This window comes from Parviterribacter multiflagellatus (genome assembly GCF_056863265.1).
In genome coordinates this window covers 492,734-509,237 of the sequence record NZ_JBXPIZ010000001.1, presented here as the reverse complement: position 1 = coordinate 509,237, position 16,504 = coordinate 492,734, and the positions used below count along the sequence as shown (strand labels likewise).

General features: G+C 76.3%; 11 protein-coding genes. 4 read left to right on the top strand and 7 right to left on the bottom strand.

Annotation, left to right across the window (positions count from 1 at the left end):
- Window positions 1-3: 3 nt before the first annotated feature.
- A complete protein-coding gene (locus AC1UE5_RS02220; protein ID WP_482920429.1) occupies window positions 4-798 on the top strand; it encodes an Fpg/Nei family DNA glycosylase in 795 nt (264 codons plus the stop codon).
- Here the strand turns inward: AC1UE5_RS02220 and AC1UE5_RS02215 are convergent.
- From AC1UE5_RS02215 to AC1UE5_RS02190, 6 genes are all read right to left on the bottom strand, one after another.
- Complete coding sequence (locus AC1UE5_RS02215; RefSeq protein WP_482920428.1) at window positions 795-4,940, bottom strand: CLIPPER-2 domain-containing protein; 4,146 nt, start codon at window positions 4,938-4,940, stop codon at window positions 795-797. The two genes, AC1UE5_RS02220 and AC1UE5_RS02215, sit on opposite strands and share 4 nt — an antisense overlap.
- Window positions 4,937-6,559 (bottom strand): Ig-like domain-containing protein, encoded by a 1,623-nt coding sequence (locus AC1UE5_RS02210; RefSeq protein ID WP_482920427.1) that lies wholly within the window; start codon window positions 6,557-6,559, stop codon window positions 4,937-4,939. Before AC1UE5_RS02210 ends, AC1UE5_RS02215 begins: the two co-directional genes overlap by 4 nt.
- Complete coding sequence (locus AC1UE5_RS02205; RefSeq protein ID WP_482920426.1) at window positions 6,556-7,821, bottom strand: sigma-70 RNA polymerase sigma factor region 4 domain-containing protein; 1,266 nt, start codon at window positions 7,819-7,821, stop codon at window positions 6,556-6,558. The genes AC1UE5_RS02210 and AC1UE5_RS02205 overlap by 4 nt, the downstream gene beginning before the upstream one ends.
- 51 nt (window positions 7,822-7,872) lie before the next feature.
- Window positions 7,873-8,631, bottom strand: a complete 759-nt coding sequence (locus tag AC1UE5_RS02200) for a L,D-transpeptidase (protein ID WP_482920425.1) — start codon at window positions 8,629-8,631, stop codon at window positions 7,873-7,875.
- Window positions 8,628-12,302: an SdrD B-like domain-containing protein gene (locus tag AC1UE5_RS02195; protein WP_482920424.1), complete on the bottom strand. Its 3,675-nt coding sequence runs from the start codon at window positions 12,300-12,302 to the stop codon at window positions 8,628-8,630. The genes AC1UE5_RS02200 and AC1UE5_RS02195 overlap by 4 nt, the downstream gene beginning before the upstream one ends.
- A gap of 106 nt (window positions 12,303-12,408) precedes the next feature.
- Complete coding sequence (locus AC1UE5_RS02190; RefSeq protein ID WP_482920423.1) at window positions 12,409-13,644, bottom strand: MFS transporter; 1,236 nt, start codon at window positions 13,642-13,644, stop codon at window positions 12,409-12,411.
- Window positions 13,645-13,659: 15 nt separating this feature from the next.
- Here AC1UE5_RS02190 and AC1UE5_RS02185 point away from each other — a divergent pair, with 15 nt between their 5' ends.
- The 3 genes from AC1UE5_RS02185 to AC1UE5_RS02175 are packed head-to-tail and all read left to right on the top strand — an operon-like array spanning window position 13,660 to window position 15,444.
- Window positions 13,660-14,643 (top strand): winged helix DNA-binding domain-containing protein, encoded by a 984-nt coding sequence (locus AC1UE5_RS02185; protein ID WP_482920422.1) that lies wholly within the window; start codon window positions 13,660-13,662, stop codon window positions 14,641-14,643.
- Window positions 14,640-14,978 carry a sigma-70 domain-containing protein gene (locus AC1UE5_RS02180; RefSeq protein WP_482920421.1) on the top strand — a complete coding sequence of 113 codons (339 nt, stop codon included), beginning with the start codon at window positions 14,640-14,642 and terminating at the stop codon, window positions 14,976-14,978. Before AC1UE5_RS02185 ends, AC1UE5_RS02180 begins: the two co-directional genes overlap by 4 nt.
- A gap of 7 nt (window positions 14,979-14,985) precedes the next feature.
- A complete protein-coding gene (locus tag AC1UE5_RS02175; RefSeq protein WP_482920420.1) occupies window positions 14,986-15,444 on the top strand; it encodes a DUF2269 family protein in 459 nt (152 codons plus the stop codon).
- Here AC1UE5_RS02175 and AC1UE5_RS02170 read toward each other — a convergent pair.
- Window positions 15,441-16,460 (bottom strand): ABC transporter substrate-binding protein, encoded by a 1,020-nt coding sequence (locus AC1UE5_RS02170; protein ID WP_482920419.1) that lies wholly within the window; start codon window positions 16,458-16,460, stop codon window positions 15,441-15,443. The two genes, AC1UE5_RS02175 and AC1UE5_RS02170, sit on opposite strands and share 4 nt — an antisense overlap.
- Between the last annotated feature and the right edge of the window lie 44 nt (window positions 16,461-16,504).

Below are 16,504 nucleotides of genomic sequence, written 5' to 3'. Positions count from 1 at the left end.
GCCGTGCCCGAGCTGCCCGAGGTGGAGCGCGCACGGTCGCTGATCGCCGAGCGTGCGCTCGGGCGGCGGATCGTCGCGGTCGACGACACCGACACCTACGTCTGCCGTCCCCACGCGCCGGGGGAGATCTCCACCGCGCTGATCGGCCGGTCGCTGACCAGCGCGCAGCGGATCGGCAAGTCGATGTGGGTCGAGACCGGCGACGACGGCCCCGACCTCGGCCTCCACCTCGGGATGGCCGGCCAGATCGTGGTCGACGACGCGTTCGCCGGGGACCCCGCGCCGTACGTCGGCGGCCCGACCCGCCATCCGGTGTGGGACCGCTTCACGCTCGAGTTCGAGGACGGCGGGCGTCTGACGCTGCGCGACAAGCGGCGGCTCGGGCGGGTGCGGCTCGACCCGGACCTGTCGACGCTGGGCCCGGACGCGGCGCTGGTGTCGCGCGACGAGTTCCGCGCGCGCGTGGGCCGCGGCGACGCGCCGCTGAAGGCGCGCATCATGGACCAGGGCGTGATCGCGGGCGTCGGCAACCTGCTCGCGGACGAGGCGCTGTGGCGCGCCGGGCTCTCACCCGTGCGGCCCGCGGGCTCGCTGTCGGACGACGAGCTGGACACCCTGCGCAAGCACGTCCGCGCGGCCAACCGCGACGCGATCGCGAAGGGCGGCGTCCACACCGGCCGGCTGATCCCAGCGCGCGTGCGCGGCGGGGTCTGCCCGTCGTGCGGCGCCGAGCTGCGGCGCGAGACCGTCGGCGGGCGCACCACGTACTGGTGCCCCGCCGAGCAGCCCGACGCCTAGCCCGTCACGCCGCCCGCACGGTCGGCCCCGCCGACCCGGCGCAGGCCCGCCGCCGCGCGGCCCGCGACGACGTTCGTGCCGCTGATGCGCGCGACGTTCGTCAGCCGCCCGGAGGCGCCCGCGAGCACGCGCGCGACGACCGAGAACCGCCGGCTCTTGCCCGGCGCGAGCGTCTTCACCGTCCAGCACGCGCTGCCGGCGCGCAGCTTCGCGCCCGGGTGGCGGACGAACGCCAGCCCGCGCGGGAGCTCGTCGCAGACGCGGACCCCGTGCGCCGTCTGCCCGCCGCGGTTGCGCACCGTCAGCGCGTACCGGACGAGCTCGCCGGGCCGGGCCGCGTCGCGCGAAGCGGTCTTGCGCAGCGACACCTTCGCCTGGCGCGGCTGGACGCGCACGCTCGCGGACGCGACGTCGTTGGCCGCCACCGGGTCGCTCGGCGTCTGCGCGGCGACGCTGGCGGCGTTGCGGACCGTGCCGGGCCGGGCGGCCCGCGCGGTCACGACGACCTTCCGCGTCGTGCGTCCGGGGACGTCGCCCAGGCGGCAGACGACCGCGCGGCGGCCGACCTCGCACGTCCCCGCGCTCGCCTTGGCCGAGGTGACGTCGAGCGCCGCCGGCGTCGGGTCCGTGACGACGACGCCCCGGGCCCGCGCGGCGCCAGAGTTGGTCACGGTGATCGTGTAGGTGAGCGTGTCCCCCAGCCTGACGGCCTTGCGCTGCGAGGCGGTCTTGCGGATCGCGAGGTCCGCGGAGCTCGTCGTGAGCGCGGTCTCGCTCCGGTTGCTGGCGGCCTGCGGGTCGCGGGTCGGGCTCGTCACCGTCGCGACGTTGCGGGTGGAGCCCGGCTGCTCGGCGACGGTGGCGATGCGGATGACCGCGGTCGCGCCGCCCGGCAGATCGCCGAGCGCGCACGTCACGGTCTGCGTGCCGGAGCACGTGCCCGCCGAGGGCTCGACCGACGCGACCCGCATCCCGGCGGGCACGACGTCGGTCATCACGACGTTCGCCGCCGGGCCGGGCCCGCGGTTCGTGACCTCGACGCGGTAGATCACCGTGTCGCCGCGCTCGGCCGACGCCGCGCTGGCGGTCTTGGCGATCGCGAGGTCGGCGTGCTCGGTGATCTCGACGGCCGCGGTCGGGACGTTGTCGTCCGCGTCGGCGTCGGGCACCTCGCTCGTCACGCTGGCGGTGTTGGCGGCGCGGCCGGTCTTGCCGGCGCGCGCGGTCAGCGTGATCGTCGCGTGCTCGCCCTTCCCGAGCGTGCCGACGCGGCAGACGACCGCCGGAGCGCCGGTGCAGGTGCCCGCGGTGGTCGCGACGGACTCGAGCGTCAGGCCGTCGGGGAGCTGGTCGGTCACGACGACGCCGGGCGCCGCGCTCGGGCCGTCGTTGCGGGCGACGAGCGTGTAGACGACCGCCCCGCCGAGCGCCGCGACGTCGCTGGCGGCGGTCTTGGTGAGCGTCACGTCCGCGCGCGGCTTGGCCGTCAGGGGCGTGCTGTCCTGGTTGTTCGCGGGGTCGGGGTCGTGCGCCGCGCTCGCCGCCACCGCGGTGTTGACCGGCGCGCCGTCCACGGTCGCGGTGGCGCGGAGCGTGATCGTCACCGACGCGCCGGCCGGGAGGTCGCCGAGCCGGCAGACGACCGGGTCGGCGTCCGTGCACGTGCCGCGCGTGGTCTGCGCGGAGACGAGCCGGACGCCCGCGGGCAGGGCGTCGGTGACCACGGCGTCGGGCGCGGTCGACGGCCCGTCGTTGGTGACCGCGATGGTGTAGGTGAACGCGTCGCCCGCCGACACCGTCGTGGCGCTGACGGCCATGGCGAGGCGCAGGTCGGCCTCCGGCTGCACCACGACGTTCGCGCTGTCGACGTCGTTCGACGGGTCGGGGTCGGGCGTCGTGGTCGTGACGCGCGCGGTGTTCCCGAAGGTCCCCGGCACCGTCGCGGTGGCGGCCACGGCGATCGTCACGACCTGCCCGGCGGCGACCGTCCCCAGCGCGCAGCTGCTCGGCGTCGCGCACGTGCCCTGGCTCGGCGTCGCGGACGTCAGCGGCACCTGCGGCGTGGCGGAGTCGGTCACGGTGACGGCCTGCGCGGCGTCCGGGCCGTGGTTGGACACGGTGAGCGTGTAGCCGACCGGCTGGCCGGGGCGGACGGTGCTCGTCATGACGGTCTTCGCGATCCGCACGTCCGCCTGCGCGGCGCGCGTGCACGTCTCGGCCGACGCGCTGTCGTTCGAGGCGTCGCCGTCGCCGGCCGCCGTGACCGTCGCGGTGTTCGTCGCGCACGTCCCGGTCGTGGCCGGGGCGTTCGCGGTGATCGCGATCGGCGCCGACGCACCCGGCGCCAGCGGGCCGGCGGCGCAGGTCACCTGGTTCCCCGCGACCGTGCACCCGGGCGTCGTCGTCGCGACGCCGGTGTACGCGGCGGGCACGTCGTCGACGACGGTCGCGGCGCCGCTCGTGGCGTCGCCGTCGTTGCGGAGCGTGAGCGTCCAGCTCACCGGCGCGCCCGGCTCCACCTCGGCCGGCCCGGTCTTGGTGAGCGCGAGGTCCGCGGGCACGACGACGGTCGACGTCACCGTGTTGGAGCGCTCCTGCTCGACGATGCCGCTGGAGGCGCCGCGCACGTCGACCGTCGCGTCGTTGGCGATCTGGGTGCCGTCGGCGACGCCGCTGCCGACCCGCACGCGGAAGCGCACGGTGGTCGCGGCGCCCGGCGCGAGGCTCCCGCCCGTCCCGGCGGTCGCGCCGCTGCCGAGGCGGAAGCGCACGCGGTTCGCGCCGGCGTCGTGCTCGGCGGCGTCGTCCCCAGCGCCGTCGGTCGGCGTCGAGGGCGCGCCCGGGCCGGCGGTGACCGTGAGCGAGCCGGGCACGTAGGTCGTGTTCGCGGGGATCGCGTCCTCGAGCACGAGCGCCTCGGCGGTGTCGACGGGGTCCGCGGCGGTCGTCGGCGCGTTGCTCGACTGCAGCTCGTACTCGAGCGTCTCCCCCGGCGCCGGCGGCTGGCCGGGGCGGTCGACGTTGCGCACGGTCTTGACGACGTCGACGCGCGGCGTGAACAGGTCCGTCGCCGCCGAGATCATGCCCGGCGCGATGCCGTCGCCGCCCGTCGAGACGCGGATCGTCGCGGACGTCGTGCTGTTCTGCAGCACGTTCGTCGTCCGCAGCAGCTTGCTGTCGTAGCCGATCTGGTTCGGGTAGGCGGGGAGCCGGTCCCCCACGTCGACGCCGCCGCGCGCGATCGCGCTGTTGAAGAAGTTGTTCGCCGGCGTCGCCGCGTCGGTCAGCACCGTCTGCGTCGCGCCCTGGATGAGCCGCGCGCTGTCGCCGGTGCTCCCCCGGTCGCCCTCGTACGTCATGAAGCCGATCGTCGTCCGCACGTCGGCCGGCGCGGGCGGCGTCTCGAAGCCGCTGAGCGGGATGTCGACGGTCGAGCCGCCCGATTGCACGGGCCGGAGGCCGTCGAAGACCGCGAGGTTGCGGTACGGCTGGGTGGCGTCCGCGTAGGCGACGACGAGCGTCCAGCCGCCCCACGACCCGTTCGTCGTGTTGCGGACGCCCTCGATCTGCAGGTCGGCGACCGTGTAGGTGCCCGAGCCGGCGGCCTGGACGATCGACGTCACGTCCGCGAACCCCTGCCAGTTCTCGTTGCCGTTGGTGCCGAAGACGACCTGGTCGACCTGCGAGGCGGTGATCGGCTGGTAGGCGGCCGCGCCGGGCGGGCGGAGCTTGACCTCGCCGAACTGCGCCGGCGTCACCGCGATCGTCCCGCCGGTCGGCTGCAGGCGCGGGCGGCCGCCCCAGTAGAGCCCGGCGAACCGGACGGTCGCGCCGGCCGGGACCGTGAGGTCGGCCTGCGAGGAGGCGAACGTCGTCACGTCGCCGTCGACGTCGACGAACGCGGGCAGGAAGCCGCCGTTGTCGTTGCTGGCGGCCGTGCCGGCCTGGCGCGCGGCGCAGTCGGCCACGCTCGGGGCGCACGTGACCGACGTGTTCGCCGCGAGCGTGATGTCGCCGCGGAGGTTCTCGCCGAAGCGCTGGGTGAACGCGCGGTCGGCGTGCGCCGCCGGCGCGAGCGCCGCCAGAGCGGTGCACGCCGCCACGAGCGCGGCGGCGAGCAGGCGCTGCGCGCGCACGCTCACCGCCCCCGGACGAGCACGGTCACCACGCCGCTGCGGACCTGCGACCACGGGAGCCGCGGGACCTTCGCCAGGACGATGCGGAAGCGGTACCGCGCGGTCCTGCGCGTGGACGTGAAGCGGTAGGTCCAGCGGACCTTGCCGCTCGCCGCGACCCGCGCGGAGTCGACCGTGCGCCAGCGCCCCTCGACGCGGGACTGCACGAGCGCCTCGCGGCCGGCGAACGCCCCGCCGTCGCCGCTGACCGTGGCGTTCAGCGTGAACCTCGAGCCGTTGCGCAGCGTCCGGTCCGCAGCGCGGGCGCGCACCTTCAGCGGGGCGACGAACGCGACCGTCGTGGCCGTCTCGGCGCTGCCGGCGACCGCGCGCACCTCGCCCGACTCGCGGACGACCGGCAGCCGGAAGCGGCCGTCGGCGCCGGTGACGGCCGGCGTGCCGATCGGCTCCCAGTCGTCGGCGTCGCCGCCGAAGGGCCGGCGCTCGAAGCGGACGCTCACGCCGGCGCGCGGACCGCCGTCGGCCCCGAGCAGCGTGCCGCTCACCCGCGTGCCGGCGGTGGCCGAGCGGCGCGTGGGCAGCACGAGCCGCGCGCCGTCGAGCGACGGCGGCGCGCCGCCGGCGGGCGCCTGCGGCGGGCCGGGCACCGTCACGACGACCGGCGCGGGCGGCCGGTTGTCGACCATGACGCTGAGCGGGGCGGACTCGGAGGCGTTGCCGCCCGCGTCGATCGCCCGCACGACGACGGTGTGCGGGCCGTCGGCCAGCTGCCGCGTGTCGAGGTCGAACGCGGCGCGCCCGGCGTCCGGGCAGGGCTGCGCCGCGGTGTACGGGCTGGCGCACCGGCCGGTGCCGTCGCGGGCGTCGCGCACGGCGCCGTCGACGAGCAGCTCGGTGCGGTGCACGCCGCCGCCCACGTCGGTCGCGTCGGCGACGACGGAGCGGACGCCGCCGACGGCGCCTGCCGCCGCGATCGATCCGCTGACGGCGCCGACCTGCGGCGCGGCGGGGTCGTCGAGCTCGACGGCGGCGCGGAAGAGCTGCCCCAGCACCGGCGGGTCGCCGGCGCCCGGCGTGCACGGCATCGTGCTGTGGCAGATCGCCTTGAAGCGCAGCACGTCGCCGGGCGCGAGCGTGTCGGTGACGACGTTGGCCGGCGCGAGCGGCTCGGCGAACGTCCCGAACGTGCAGTCCGACGTCAGCGTCGTGCACTCGGTGCCGACGCCCGCGTCCAGCGACTCCGACCCCACGCCGAGGCCGAGGTCGTAGTGCGTGGGCGGCATGCTGGCCGAGGTCGCGCGGGCCGCCATCTCGACGCGGTAGCGCAGCGGGGTGACGGTCTGCGGGAGCAGGAGGCGGAAGCCGGTCTCGGCGCCGGGCTGCCGGTCGGCGGACGCCGCGGTGAGCGCCACCGTCAGCGCGCCGCCGGTCGCGCACGAGTCGACGCGTGAGCCGGGGCTGGTCGCGGTCCCGTACGGCACCCACGCGGCGCCGGTGAGCGGCTCCCCGGCCGGGCCGCGACACGACCAGACCGTGTAGGAGCCGGCGCTCGCGGGCGCCGGGGCGAGCGCCGGGAGGAGCAGCGTGGCCGCGAGCGCGGCCAGCGCGAGGCGTACGGCGCTCATCGCTCCACCCCGAACTCCTGCGTGCCCGACTCGTCGACCGCGGCCGTCGCGGCGGGCGCGGAGGCGGGCTCCGGCTCGGGCGTCGGCGCGGGCGCCGGGGTGACGGGCGCGGGCTCGGGCGTCGCCACCGGCGTCGTCGCCACGGGCTCGGGCGTCACCGGGGCGGCGGCGGCACGGGCCTTCGCCTTGCGCTTCGCGGCCGCGCGCGGCTTCTTCGCCTTCGTCGGCTTGGCCTCGCCCTTCGCCGGCTCCGCGGCGCGCTCCGACGCGTCCTGCTGCGGCGCGGCAGGCGTGGCGGCGCTCCCACCCGCTCCGGCCGTCGCGACCGGCGGCGGCGCCACGACGGCACGGTCGGGCGGGTCCTCCCCGCCGCTCAGCCCCCACGCCGACGCAGCGACGACGGCCACGGCCGCAGCAACGCCCGCGGTGGCGGTGGAGCGCGACGGTCGCCGGGGCCGGCGGCGCGGCCGCACGGCGTCCGCTCCCCCACCGGCAGCCCCGCCGCCGGCGGCGATCGCGAGGCCCCACGGCAGCAGCGGCGCCGGCGCCACGACGGCGAGACCGCGCATCCGCAGCACGTCCACGCGGCAGCCCGAGCAGGCGTCGATGTGGGCGCGCGCCTCGCGGTACCGCGGGCCGTCCGGGTCGAGCAGGCCGAGCGCGTAGGCCTTGGTGGTCGAGACGCGCGCATCGCAGCGCGTCCCCGCCTCGATCTCGCGCGTCAGGCGGCCGAGCGTCTTGGAGACCTCGTCCATCACCTTCTTCATGCGCGACGGCCGCAGCCCCATGAGCTCGGCCGCCTGCGGCCGCGTGTAGCCGTGCAGGTAGCAGAGGCTCGCCGCGATCCGCTCGCGCTCGCCGAGCTCGCTGCGCAGCCCTTCGACCAGCTCGCGCAGGCGGCGGCGGTCGTCGAGGCGGTCGACGAGATCGTCCTCGGCCACGGCGTGCTCGGCGGCGTCGACGTCCTGATGGTCGCCCGGGCGCATACGTCGGACGTCATCCAGCGCGCGGCGGTACGAGACCTCGACCAGGAAGCCGACCGTCGAGGTGATCTCCACCCCGGCGACCATCCTGTCGTACAGCGCGTGCCAGGCCTGGTTGTAGTAGCCCTCCAGGTCGGCTTCGGGCACGGACAACGAGCTGCCGCGCAGCTTCCCGGACACCGTCCGGAGCGTTTCGCCCTTCAGGCGCTCGTAGTCCTGGGCCAGCGTCCTCTGCGCATCCTGCGCGGCGGACACGTGGCTCCCCCGCGCACGTCCCATCGGCGGGCCAGTATGGCACGGCGCGGTTCCAGTTCCCATGCGATGCACCGGTCACCGGATCGTCACGGGGACGCCGGGCTGCAGCGTCCGGGCGAGCCACGCCACCGTCGCGTTGCTGACCCGGATGCACCCGTGGGAGGCGGCCGTGCCGAGCGGATCGCGCAGGCTGGCGCCCCCGCGGCCGTGGATCGCCACGCGGCCCGGACCGCCCGCGAACTGGCGGTAGGTCCCGGAGAACGCGGTGATCGGCAGCACCCAGCGGCCCGTGAAGGCGTCGGCGCGGCCCGGCAGCTCCTCCGAGATGGCGAAGCGGCCCGCCGGCGTCGGGCTCGCGGGCGCGCCGACGACGACGCGCGTCATCAGCACGCGCCGCCCGCCAAGCGTGACCGTGAGACGGCGCGCGCGGCGGTCGACGAGCACCGCGTAGCGGGTGCGGGCGGTCTGCACGCGGTCGGCGGGGATCCAGCCCTTGACCTCGTTGGGGCGCTGGGGCAGCAGCACGCGCAGGTACGTGCGGTCGCCGACGGTGCGGCGGCCGACGACGCGCAGCTGCGTGGCGCCGCCGCCGAGCGGCGCGAGCGGCTTCAGGACGGCGAGTCGCCGGCCGGCCCGCGCGCCGGGCGCGCTGCGGGCCTCGGTGGTGGCGATGACGCGGGCGAGGTTGTCGGCCCCGCCGCCGGCCGGGGCGGCAGATGCCGCCCCGACCGGGGTGGTAGAGGCGGCCGCCCCGGCAGGGAGGGTCGGGGCGGCTCCCCCGGCCGCGGTGGCACACGCCACCGCGACCAGGCTCGTGCGGCGGCTCCGGGTCACCCGGTGACCCCGGCCGCCGGAAGGACGCCGCTGTCGGGCGAGGCCGTCGCGCGGACCCGCGCGGTGGCCTGCGCCGCCGCCACGCCGCGCGCGGTCGCGCGGACGGTGTTGGTCAGCCGCCGCTCGCGGTCCGCGCGGACGGTCCGCATCGTCACGGTGAGCGTGCGGCGCGCACCGGCCTTCAGGTCGCCGACCCGCCAGCACAGCCGGCCGCCGCTCAGCCGGGCGCCGCGCGGCACCTTCCCGAGCGTGAGGCCCGCGCCCGGCGTGTCGCACACCTCGACGCCGCGGGCGGTGGTGCCGCCCGTGTTGCGGACGACGATCGTGTACCGCACGCTGCGGCCCGCGACGACCGTCGTCTTCCCGGCGCGCTTGGACACGGCCAGGCGCGCGGCCGGCCGGGCCACGGTGCCGCTCGCCGGCAGCACGCCCGTGTCGTTCGCCCCGTCCGGCGTCGCCGGCGGCGTGGGCTGCGGCGTCTGCGGCTGCGGCTTGGGCTCCTCCGGGGTGGTCGGCGGGGTCGGCGGCGCGGGCGTGCCGAGCACGATGCCCGCGTCGACCGTCAGGTCCTCCCCGTCCACGCCGGTCGGCGCCGGGTCGGGCATCGTCGCCGACGCGCGGCCCGTGTCCGGGTCGGCGTCCGAGTCGGTCGCGTCGGTCGCGGCCCCCGCGTTCGGGACCGTGAACTCCGTGCCCTCCGGCAGGCCGTCACGGTGGAAGGTCACCGTGTACGTGCCGCTGACGAGGTCCACCACGCCGGCGTCCTGGCCGGCCTGCGAGGACGACGTGAACCGGTAGTGCCCGTCGGCGTCCGTGCGCGTCTCGACCGCGATGTCCCGGTCGTGCTTGTCCTTGCCCGACAGCGTCACGCGCACGTCGGCGAGCGGCGGCTCACCGGCGTCCTGCGTGCCGTCGCGGTCGCGGTCCTCCCACACGAGGTCGCCGATCGTGCTGGCGACGACCCGGCTGGTGGCCACGTTCGACAGCGCGCCCAGGTTGCCGCTGCCGTAGCGGATCGCGGCGGTGTTGGAGTACACGTCGCCCGAGCGGTTGCCCTTCGGCGCGAGCCGCAGCGTGATCGAGCCGCTCTCGCCGCTCGGCAGCGACGCGCGGCTCACGCGGTACGCGGTCGCGTCCGCCAGCTCGTCCGGGCAGCCGGCCGTGCCGAAGTCCGCCGGCAGGCACCAGCTCTTGCCGGCCGGCAGGCGGCCGTAGTCGGCGTCGACGGTGGTCGCCGGGTCGCTCGAGGGGTACACGGCGGCGGCCGGCGCGTCGGTGTAGCGCACGGTCTCCCCCGCGCTCACCTCGACCTCGGCGATCGGCAGCGTGCCGTGGCGGTCGGTCGCGGGCGTGCGGCCCGGGATCGCGCCGACGGGCGTCCCGTCACCGGCGAACGGCAGCACGTCGATGATGTCGACGTTCGCGGCGGTCGTCGCGGTCAGGTTCGCGTAGTCGATCCGGAACGCGAGCGCGTCGAGCGGCTCGACGACGCTCTGCAGCGCGGCCTTGGAGATCCGCACGCCGCCCGGCGACTGGAGCGTCACCGTCTGGGTCGAGTAGTGCTGGTCGGCGCCCGGCGTGCCGGGGAACGCGTCCAGGCCGCCGACGTCCTCGCGGCTGTCGACGATCACCTCGTTGACGCGGTTGCCGATCGCCGTCGCGGCGGAGCTGGCCCAGAACGTCAGCGTGGGCTCGCTCCCCTTCGTCATCGTCGGGATCGTCCACGTGAGGACCTGCCGGCCGCTGCCGTCGGTCGTCACCACCGGCGTGATCGCGCCGGGCGTGGTCGGCTTGCTGGCGTCGTACGTGAGGCCGAGCGGGAGCCGGTCGCGCACCACGACGTCCGTCGCGACGGGCGCGCCCGTGCCGATGTCGAGCGCGGTGACGGTCGGCGTCAGCTCGAACCGCACCGGCCCGCCGGCGACGATCTGCGCCGGGGAGCCGAACGAGACCATCGGGTCGATCGCGCGCTTGCGGACGCGGACGGTCACGCCGTTGGTGCGGACGCGGTCGCCGCGCTGGTTGTTGGCGTTGGTGGACGGCTGGTAGGTGCTGGCCGACCACGCCGTGCCGACGCGGGTGCCGAGGAAGTTGGCGACCAGGTCGCCATCGGTGCCGTGGTCGATCTCGAGGTTGACGCGGAAGACGACCGTGCCCGCGGCCGGCGGGAGGTCGGCGAGCAGCCGGACGCGGACCTTCGTGACGATCGACAGGTCGGACGGCGGCGTGGTCGTCCACGTGTCACTGCCGTCGGTGCAGGCGCTCCGCCCGCGCAGCGCGGTCCAGCGGTCGGCGTCGGTGCCGGTGACCGTGGCCTGGGTGCCGTACTCGATCACGTAGTCGTCGCCCGCGGTCCAGCCGGATGGGACGGACTGCGCCCACACGGGGGCGCCGCCGTGGGCGGCCGGGCCGGGGCCGTCGGCCGACAGGTGGACGCGGGTGTTGTCCCACACGTCGCAGACGGCGGGCGCGGGCACCGGCGCGGTGGCCGAGTTGTTGCTGATGCGCAGCTCGGAGAGCAGCGTCTGGCCGTTCTGGACCTGGCCGTTGCCGTCGTTGGCGCTCGTCTGCGTGGGCAGCAGCGAGCCGTCGGCCGCCAGATAGCGCTTGTTGAAGCCGGCGTTCCCCGCGCCGCCGACCGTGATCAGGTTGTACGAGACGGTGTTGTTGGGGAGCTGGTCGCCGGTCGACGGGACCGTGCCGCCGCCCGCGGCGGGCGCCTCGGCCTGGAGGTCGGTCAGCGTGTTGACGGTGTTGAGGTTGCCGTCGGCGTCGGCGTCGACGTCGGCCTTGGGCACGAACACGCGCAGCGTCCCGCTCGCGACCGCGCCATCGGTGGCGGGATCGGCCGGGAGGCTCGAGAACGTCACGTCGACCGTCTGGCCGGCGCCCGCGGCGCACGTCGCCGCGCCGCTGCACGAGACGAACTGGGCGCCCGCGCTGACGCCGGACAGGTCGTCGGTGAAGGTGACCGGGGCCTGCGGCATCAGGAAGCCGCGGCGGCCGTACGTGCTCTGGCGGTCCGGCGGGACCTGCAGTGCGATCGTGTAGTTGAGGTAGTAGCCGGGGCCGCGCGGGTCGCCGCTCGGGGCGATGCTCGCCGACGGGGTGCGCTTGACCATGTCGAGGAACGGGCGCGAGCGGATGGTGAGCGGCGGCGCCGTCGCGGTGTCGGCGGGCGACGCCGAGCCGCCGGAGCTGACGGTGACCGAGGTCGAGCCGGGGTCGGCGGTGACGACCGTCCCGTCCGGCTCACCGCCGGCGAGCGCCGACAGCGTGAAGTTGAGCGTCGTGCCGGTGTTGCCGGTCCCTCCCGGCGGCGTGTAGACGCAGCGCAGGGTTCGACCGGCGTTGCTGATGCCCCAGCCCGTGCCGCGGCAGTAGACCGGGACGTTCGCCTCCGGCCAGGTCAGGCCGGCCGGGAGCGTCTGGGTGAAGACGACCTCGTCGAACGTCTCGCTGCTCCCGGTGGAGCTGTTGACGTTGACCGCCCACGCGTAGCGGACGGTGTCGTAGGAGCGGACCTCGGAGTTGGACGCGTCGGTGTCGGCGCCGGGGCCGCCGGACGCGTCGAAGGGCGCGGTGCCGTCAGCGACGGACTGGATGGCGAGGTCGGTGACCGGCGCGGCGGACGCGATCGGGGCCGCCATGCACCACGCGGCGACGACCATGGCCAGGGCCAGGGCGCCACGTGCGAGGAGGCGTAGAGGATTCGGGCTCATGACCGGTCGTCGCGGGCCCGACCGGGATGACCCCCCTCGAGTTGTCGCGTCGCCGCTAGGCGCGCTGATGGGCCGGCTGCACCGGCGCGGGCTCGGCCGGCTCCTCCGCGTACGGGCGGACGCTCCAGATCTCCTGCACGTTGAGCAGCACGACGATCGAGACGAGCAGCAGGCCGAACGCGAGCCACAGCGCCTCGCGTGTCCCGAGGAGCGCCGCGAGCGGGCCCCAGATCGCCAGCCCCACCGGGGTGAACGTCGACGAGACGAACCAGTCGAACGAGGCCACGCGCGAGAGCTGGTCACCCGGGATGTGGCGCTGGAGCGTCGACTCCCACACCGACATCCCGAACACGAGGCCGACGCCGCCGAGGAACGTGCCCACGACGAGCAGCGGGACCGGCGCGGCGGCGGCCAGGAAGGCGATCGGCAGGACGAACAGCCCCTCCATCAGCGCGACGTGCACGATCGGGCGCGACGGATGGATGCGGGTCGCGACGAGCCCGCCGAGCAGGGAGCCGACCGCGGTCCCACCGAGGATCAGGCCCCAGGTGTCCGCGCCGCCCAGGTCGCGGTCGGCGACCACGGGGCCGAGCGCCGCCCACGCCGACCAGAGCATGTTCGCCAGCGCGAAGTAGACGAGGACCGTCCACAGCCAGCGGCGTGAGCGCACCGCGTGCCAGCCCTCGCGCAGCTCGGCGAAGAACGTCGCGGGCGCGCGCGTCTCGCGGACCGGCGGGCGGATCGCGGCGATGCACGCGGCGCTGACGGCGAACGTGGCGGCGTCGACGGCGATCGCCCAGCCGGCGCCGGCGGCCGCGACCAGCGCGCCGGACACGACGAGGCCGGTCAGCTCCGCCCCCGCGACGACGGTGGAGCGCAGGCCGTTGGCCTCCTGCAGGCGCTCCTTCGGGGCGATCTCGGGCATCAGGCCGGTCGACGCCGGGTTGAAGAAGCCGGTCGCGGCGCCGGTGGCCCCGGCGAGGGCCGCGAGCATCCAGACCTCCGCGCTCCCCGCGATCAGCAGCGCCGCCATCGTGCCCTGCGTCGCGATCCGGAAGACGTCGGCGGCGATCATCACGCGGCGCCGCGAGAACCGGTCGGCGTAGACGCCGCCGATCAGCACGCACGCGATGAGCGGGACCGTCGCGGCGGCCAGCACGAGCCCGACCTCGCTCGCGCTGCCGCCGACCTCGAGCACCGCGAACGCGAGCGCGACGACGATCATGCGGTCGCCGAGCACGGAGATGCCCTGGCCGAAGAGCAGCAGGCGGAAGTCCCGAATGCGCAGCACGCCTAGGATCATCGCGTGGACGAGACGACGGTGCGGCGTGGCCGGGTCGTGGCGCAGGGGCTGGCGGAGCGCGGCGACCGGGCCGCGGTGGACGTCGTGCGGTCGCTGCTGGCCGTGCAGGCGCAGGAGCTGCGCAGCGCGCGGCTGGCGGTGCGGGCGCGGTCGTCGGCGGCGGAGGGCCTCGACGCCGCGCTGGAGGAGCGGTCGGTGGTGATCGGCTGGCTGCTGCGTGGGACGCTCCACGCCGTCGCCGCGGAGGACTGGGCCTGGCTGCACGCGCTGACCGCGCCGCGGCAGGCGACGGGGAGCGCGCGGCGGCTCGGGCAGCTCGGCGTGGCGCCGGACGACGTCGACCGCGCCGTGGCGCTCATCGCGCGCGCGACCGCCGGCGACGGCCCGCTCAGCCGGGAGGAGCTGGGCGCGCGGCTCGCCGCCGCGGGCATCCCGACCGCGGGCCAGGCGCTCCCCCACCTGCTCGGCGCAGCCGCGCTGCGCGGGGAGATCGTGGTCGTCGGCGAGCACCGGTACGCGCACGCGCGCAGCTGGCTCGGCGACGCGGAGGTCGACGCGCGCGTGGACCGCGACGCGGCGCTGGCGGAGCTCGCCCGCCGCTACCTCGCCGCCCACGCCCCGGCGACCGACGCCGACCTCGCGGCCTGGGCCGGCCTCCCGCTCCGCGACGCCCGCGCGGGGCTCGCCGCGGCCGGCGCCCCCTCCCCCGAGCCGCCGCCCGGCGCCCCGCTCCCACCGCGGCTCCTCCCGCCGTTCGACCCCTACCTCCTCGGCTGGAAGGACCGCGCCTTCGCCGTCCCGCCGGCGCACGCCAAGCGCGTCTTCCCCGGCGGCGGCGCGCTCCGGGCGACGGTCGTCGCCGACGGCCTCGCGGTCGCCACCTGGTCCCTTCGCGCGGGCCGCGTCACCGTCGACCCGTTCGACGGCGCGACGCTCCCTGACCTTGCAGACGAGGTGGCGGACGTGGAAGCCTTCAGCGCGGGATGAGCGCCGACCGGCCCTCGTACACGCGACTCGACGAGATCCTCTCGCGCCCACGCCACCGCATCGCGTCGGACGCGGCGTGGCGGTTCGGCGCGAACCTCCTGTTCCCCCACGTCTGCCACCTCGCGCGGTGGCCGTCGCGCCTCGGCCTGCGGGGCAGCGTCGCGTACGTCCTGGTGTCGGCGGCCGGGGGCGCGCTGGCGGTCGGCGCCGGCGGCCACCTGCTCCGCGTCAAGGAGGCGGCGACGGCCGACCTGCGCGCCGAGCTCGGCCGCGAGCCGACGGACGCCGAGATCGCCGCGCGGCTCGGGTGGGATCCGCCGCCCGCGCAGGGATGATGCGCGGATGACCTGGTACGAGCTGCTGCTGTCGCTGCACATCCTGTCGGCCGCGTTCTACATCGGCTCGACGCTCGCCATCACCGTCATCTCGTACCGGCTGATGGCGACCGGTGGGGACGGGCTGGCCGGGTTCCTCCCCGCCGCGGGCTGGTGGGCCAGCCGCGCGCACCCGACCGCCGCGGGCGTCCTGCTCGTCACCGCGATCCTGATGATCGTCGACGCCGACCTGTCGTTCGGGGAGCTGTGGATCTCGCTCGCGCTCGCGGGGTGGATCCTCGCCGGCTTCATCGGCGGCAACCTCGCCGGCCAGGCCGCTGGGAAGCTCGGCGCCGAGCTCGAGAAGACGGGCCCGGCGCTGACCGACGCGTCGCGGTCGCTCGCCGACCGGTTCCTCCTCTACGCGCGGCTGGAGCTGGCCGTGCTCGTGCTCGTCGTGTTCGACATGGTCGTCAAGCCCGGCTAGGCGGCGGGTACCGCGTCCGCCAGGCGCGGCGTCAGCTCCCGCACCGCCCACGGCACGCTGAGGACGGACGGGAACGCCATCGCCTGCGCCTCGGCCATGTCCATCGTCACGTAGCGGTCGTCGGCGACGGCCGGGACGCGCTGGAAGAGCCCCTGCCGCTCCAGCTGCTTCAGCGCGCCCGCCGCCGGCGTCGTGCCGATCACGACGTCGGCGTCGAGGTCGCGGTAGCGCTCGGCCGAGAGCTGCGCGCGGTGCGTGCCCTCGGGGTCCGGCGCCCTGGAGAGGGTCGGCGTCACGCCGGAGAACCCGAGCGCGGTGAGGAACTTCATCGACGCGTCGTCGTTCGAGCTGATCGCGTACACGCCGTCGGTGGCGATGTAGTTGAAGAGCGTCACGCTCCGGCCCGCGAACTGCGCGTTGGCCTTCTTCGCGTCCGCCACGGCGGCCTCGGCGTCCGCGATCGCCTTCTCGGCCTCCTCCGTGCGGCCGAGCGCCTTGCCGACGCTGCGGACGCCCTCCTGCCAGGCGTCCTCGCCGGGCGCGCCGACGTGCGCGACGACCGGCGCGAGGGCCGAGAGCTTGTCGTACGCGTCGGCGATGAGCGGGTACGTGTTCGTGCCGACGATCAGGTCCGGCCGCAGCGCCGCGATCTTCTCCAGCGGGAAGCCGCGGTCGGTGTCGAGCAGCTCGGGCTCCTTCCCGCCGAGCCGCGTCAGCGCGTCGCGCGTCCACGCGCCCATGCCGCCCTCGAGGTACGTCATCTCGTACATCCCGACCGGCGTGACGCCCAGCGCCAGCACCGCGTCGGCGCTCGGGCCGTCGAGCGCGACGACCCGCTTGGGCTCGGCGTCGATCTTCGCTGTGCCGAGCTTGTGCTGGACGGTGACCGGGAACGCGGCCTCGGCGCCGGCGGCGGCGGCGTCCGCGCTGCCGCCATCGCCTCCGTCGTCGCCGCATCCGGCGAGGACGAGGGTCGCGGCGAGCAGGGCGAGGAGGGTTCGTGAGCTGATGCGCATGCTGTTAGGGAACCCTAACTGAGGGTGCCGCGCGGCGTCGCGCC

Excerpts from the sequence above, each read along its gene's own strand:
- AC1UE5_RS02210 (WP_482920427.1), bottom strand. The coding sequence starts at position 6,559 with ATGAGCGCCGTACGCCTCGCGCTGGCCGCGCTCGCGGCCACGCTGCTC.
- AC1UE5_RS02170 (WP_482920419.1), bottom strand. The coding sequence starts at position 16,460 with ATGCGCATCAGCTCACGAACCCTCCTCGCCCTGCTCGCCGCGACCCTC.
- AC1UE5_RS02180 (WP_482920421.1), top strand. The coding sequence starts at position 14,640 with ATGAGCGCCGACCGGCCCTCGTACACGCGACTCGACGAGATCCTCTCG.
- AC1UE5_RS02205 (WP_482920426.1), bottom strand. The coding sequence starts at position 7,821 with ATGGGACGTGCGCGGGGGAGCCACGTGTCCGCCGCGCAGGATGCGCAG.
- AC1UE5_RS02195 (WP_482920424.1), bottom strand. The coding sequence starts at position 12,302 with ATGGTCGTCGCCGCGTGGTGCATGGCGGCCCCGATCGCGTCCGCCGCG.
- AC1UE5_RS02175 (WP_482920420.1), top strand. The coding sequence starts at position 14,986 with ATGACCTGGTACGAGCTGCTGCTGTCGCTGCACATCCTGTCGGCCGCG.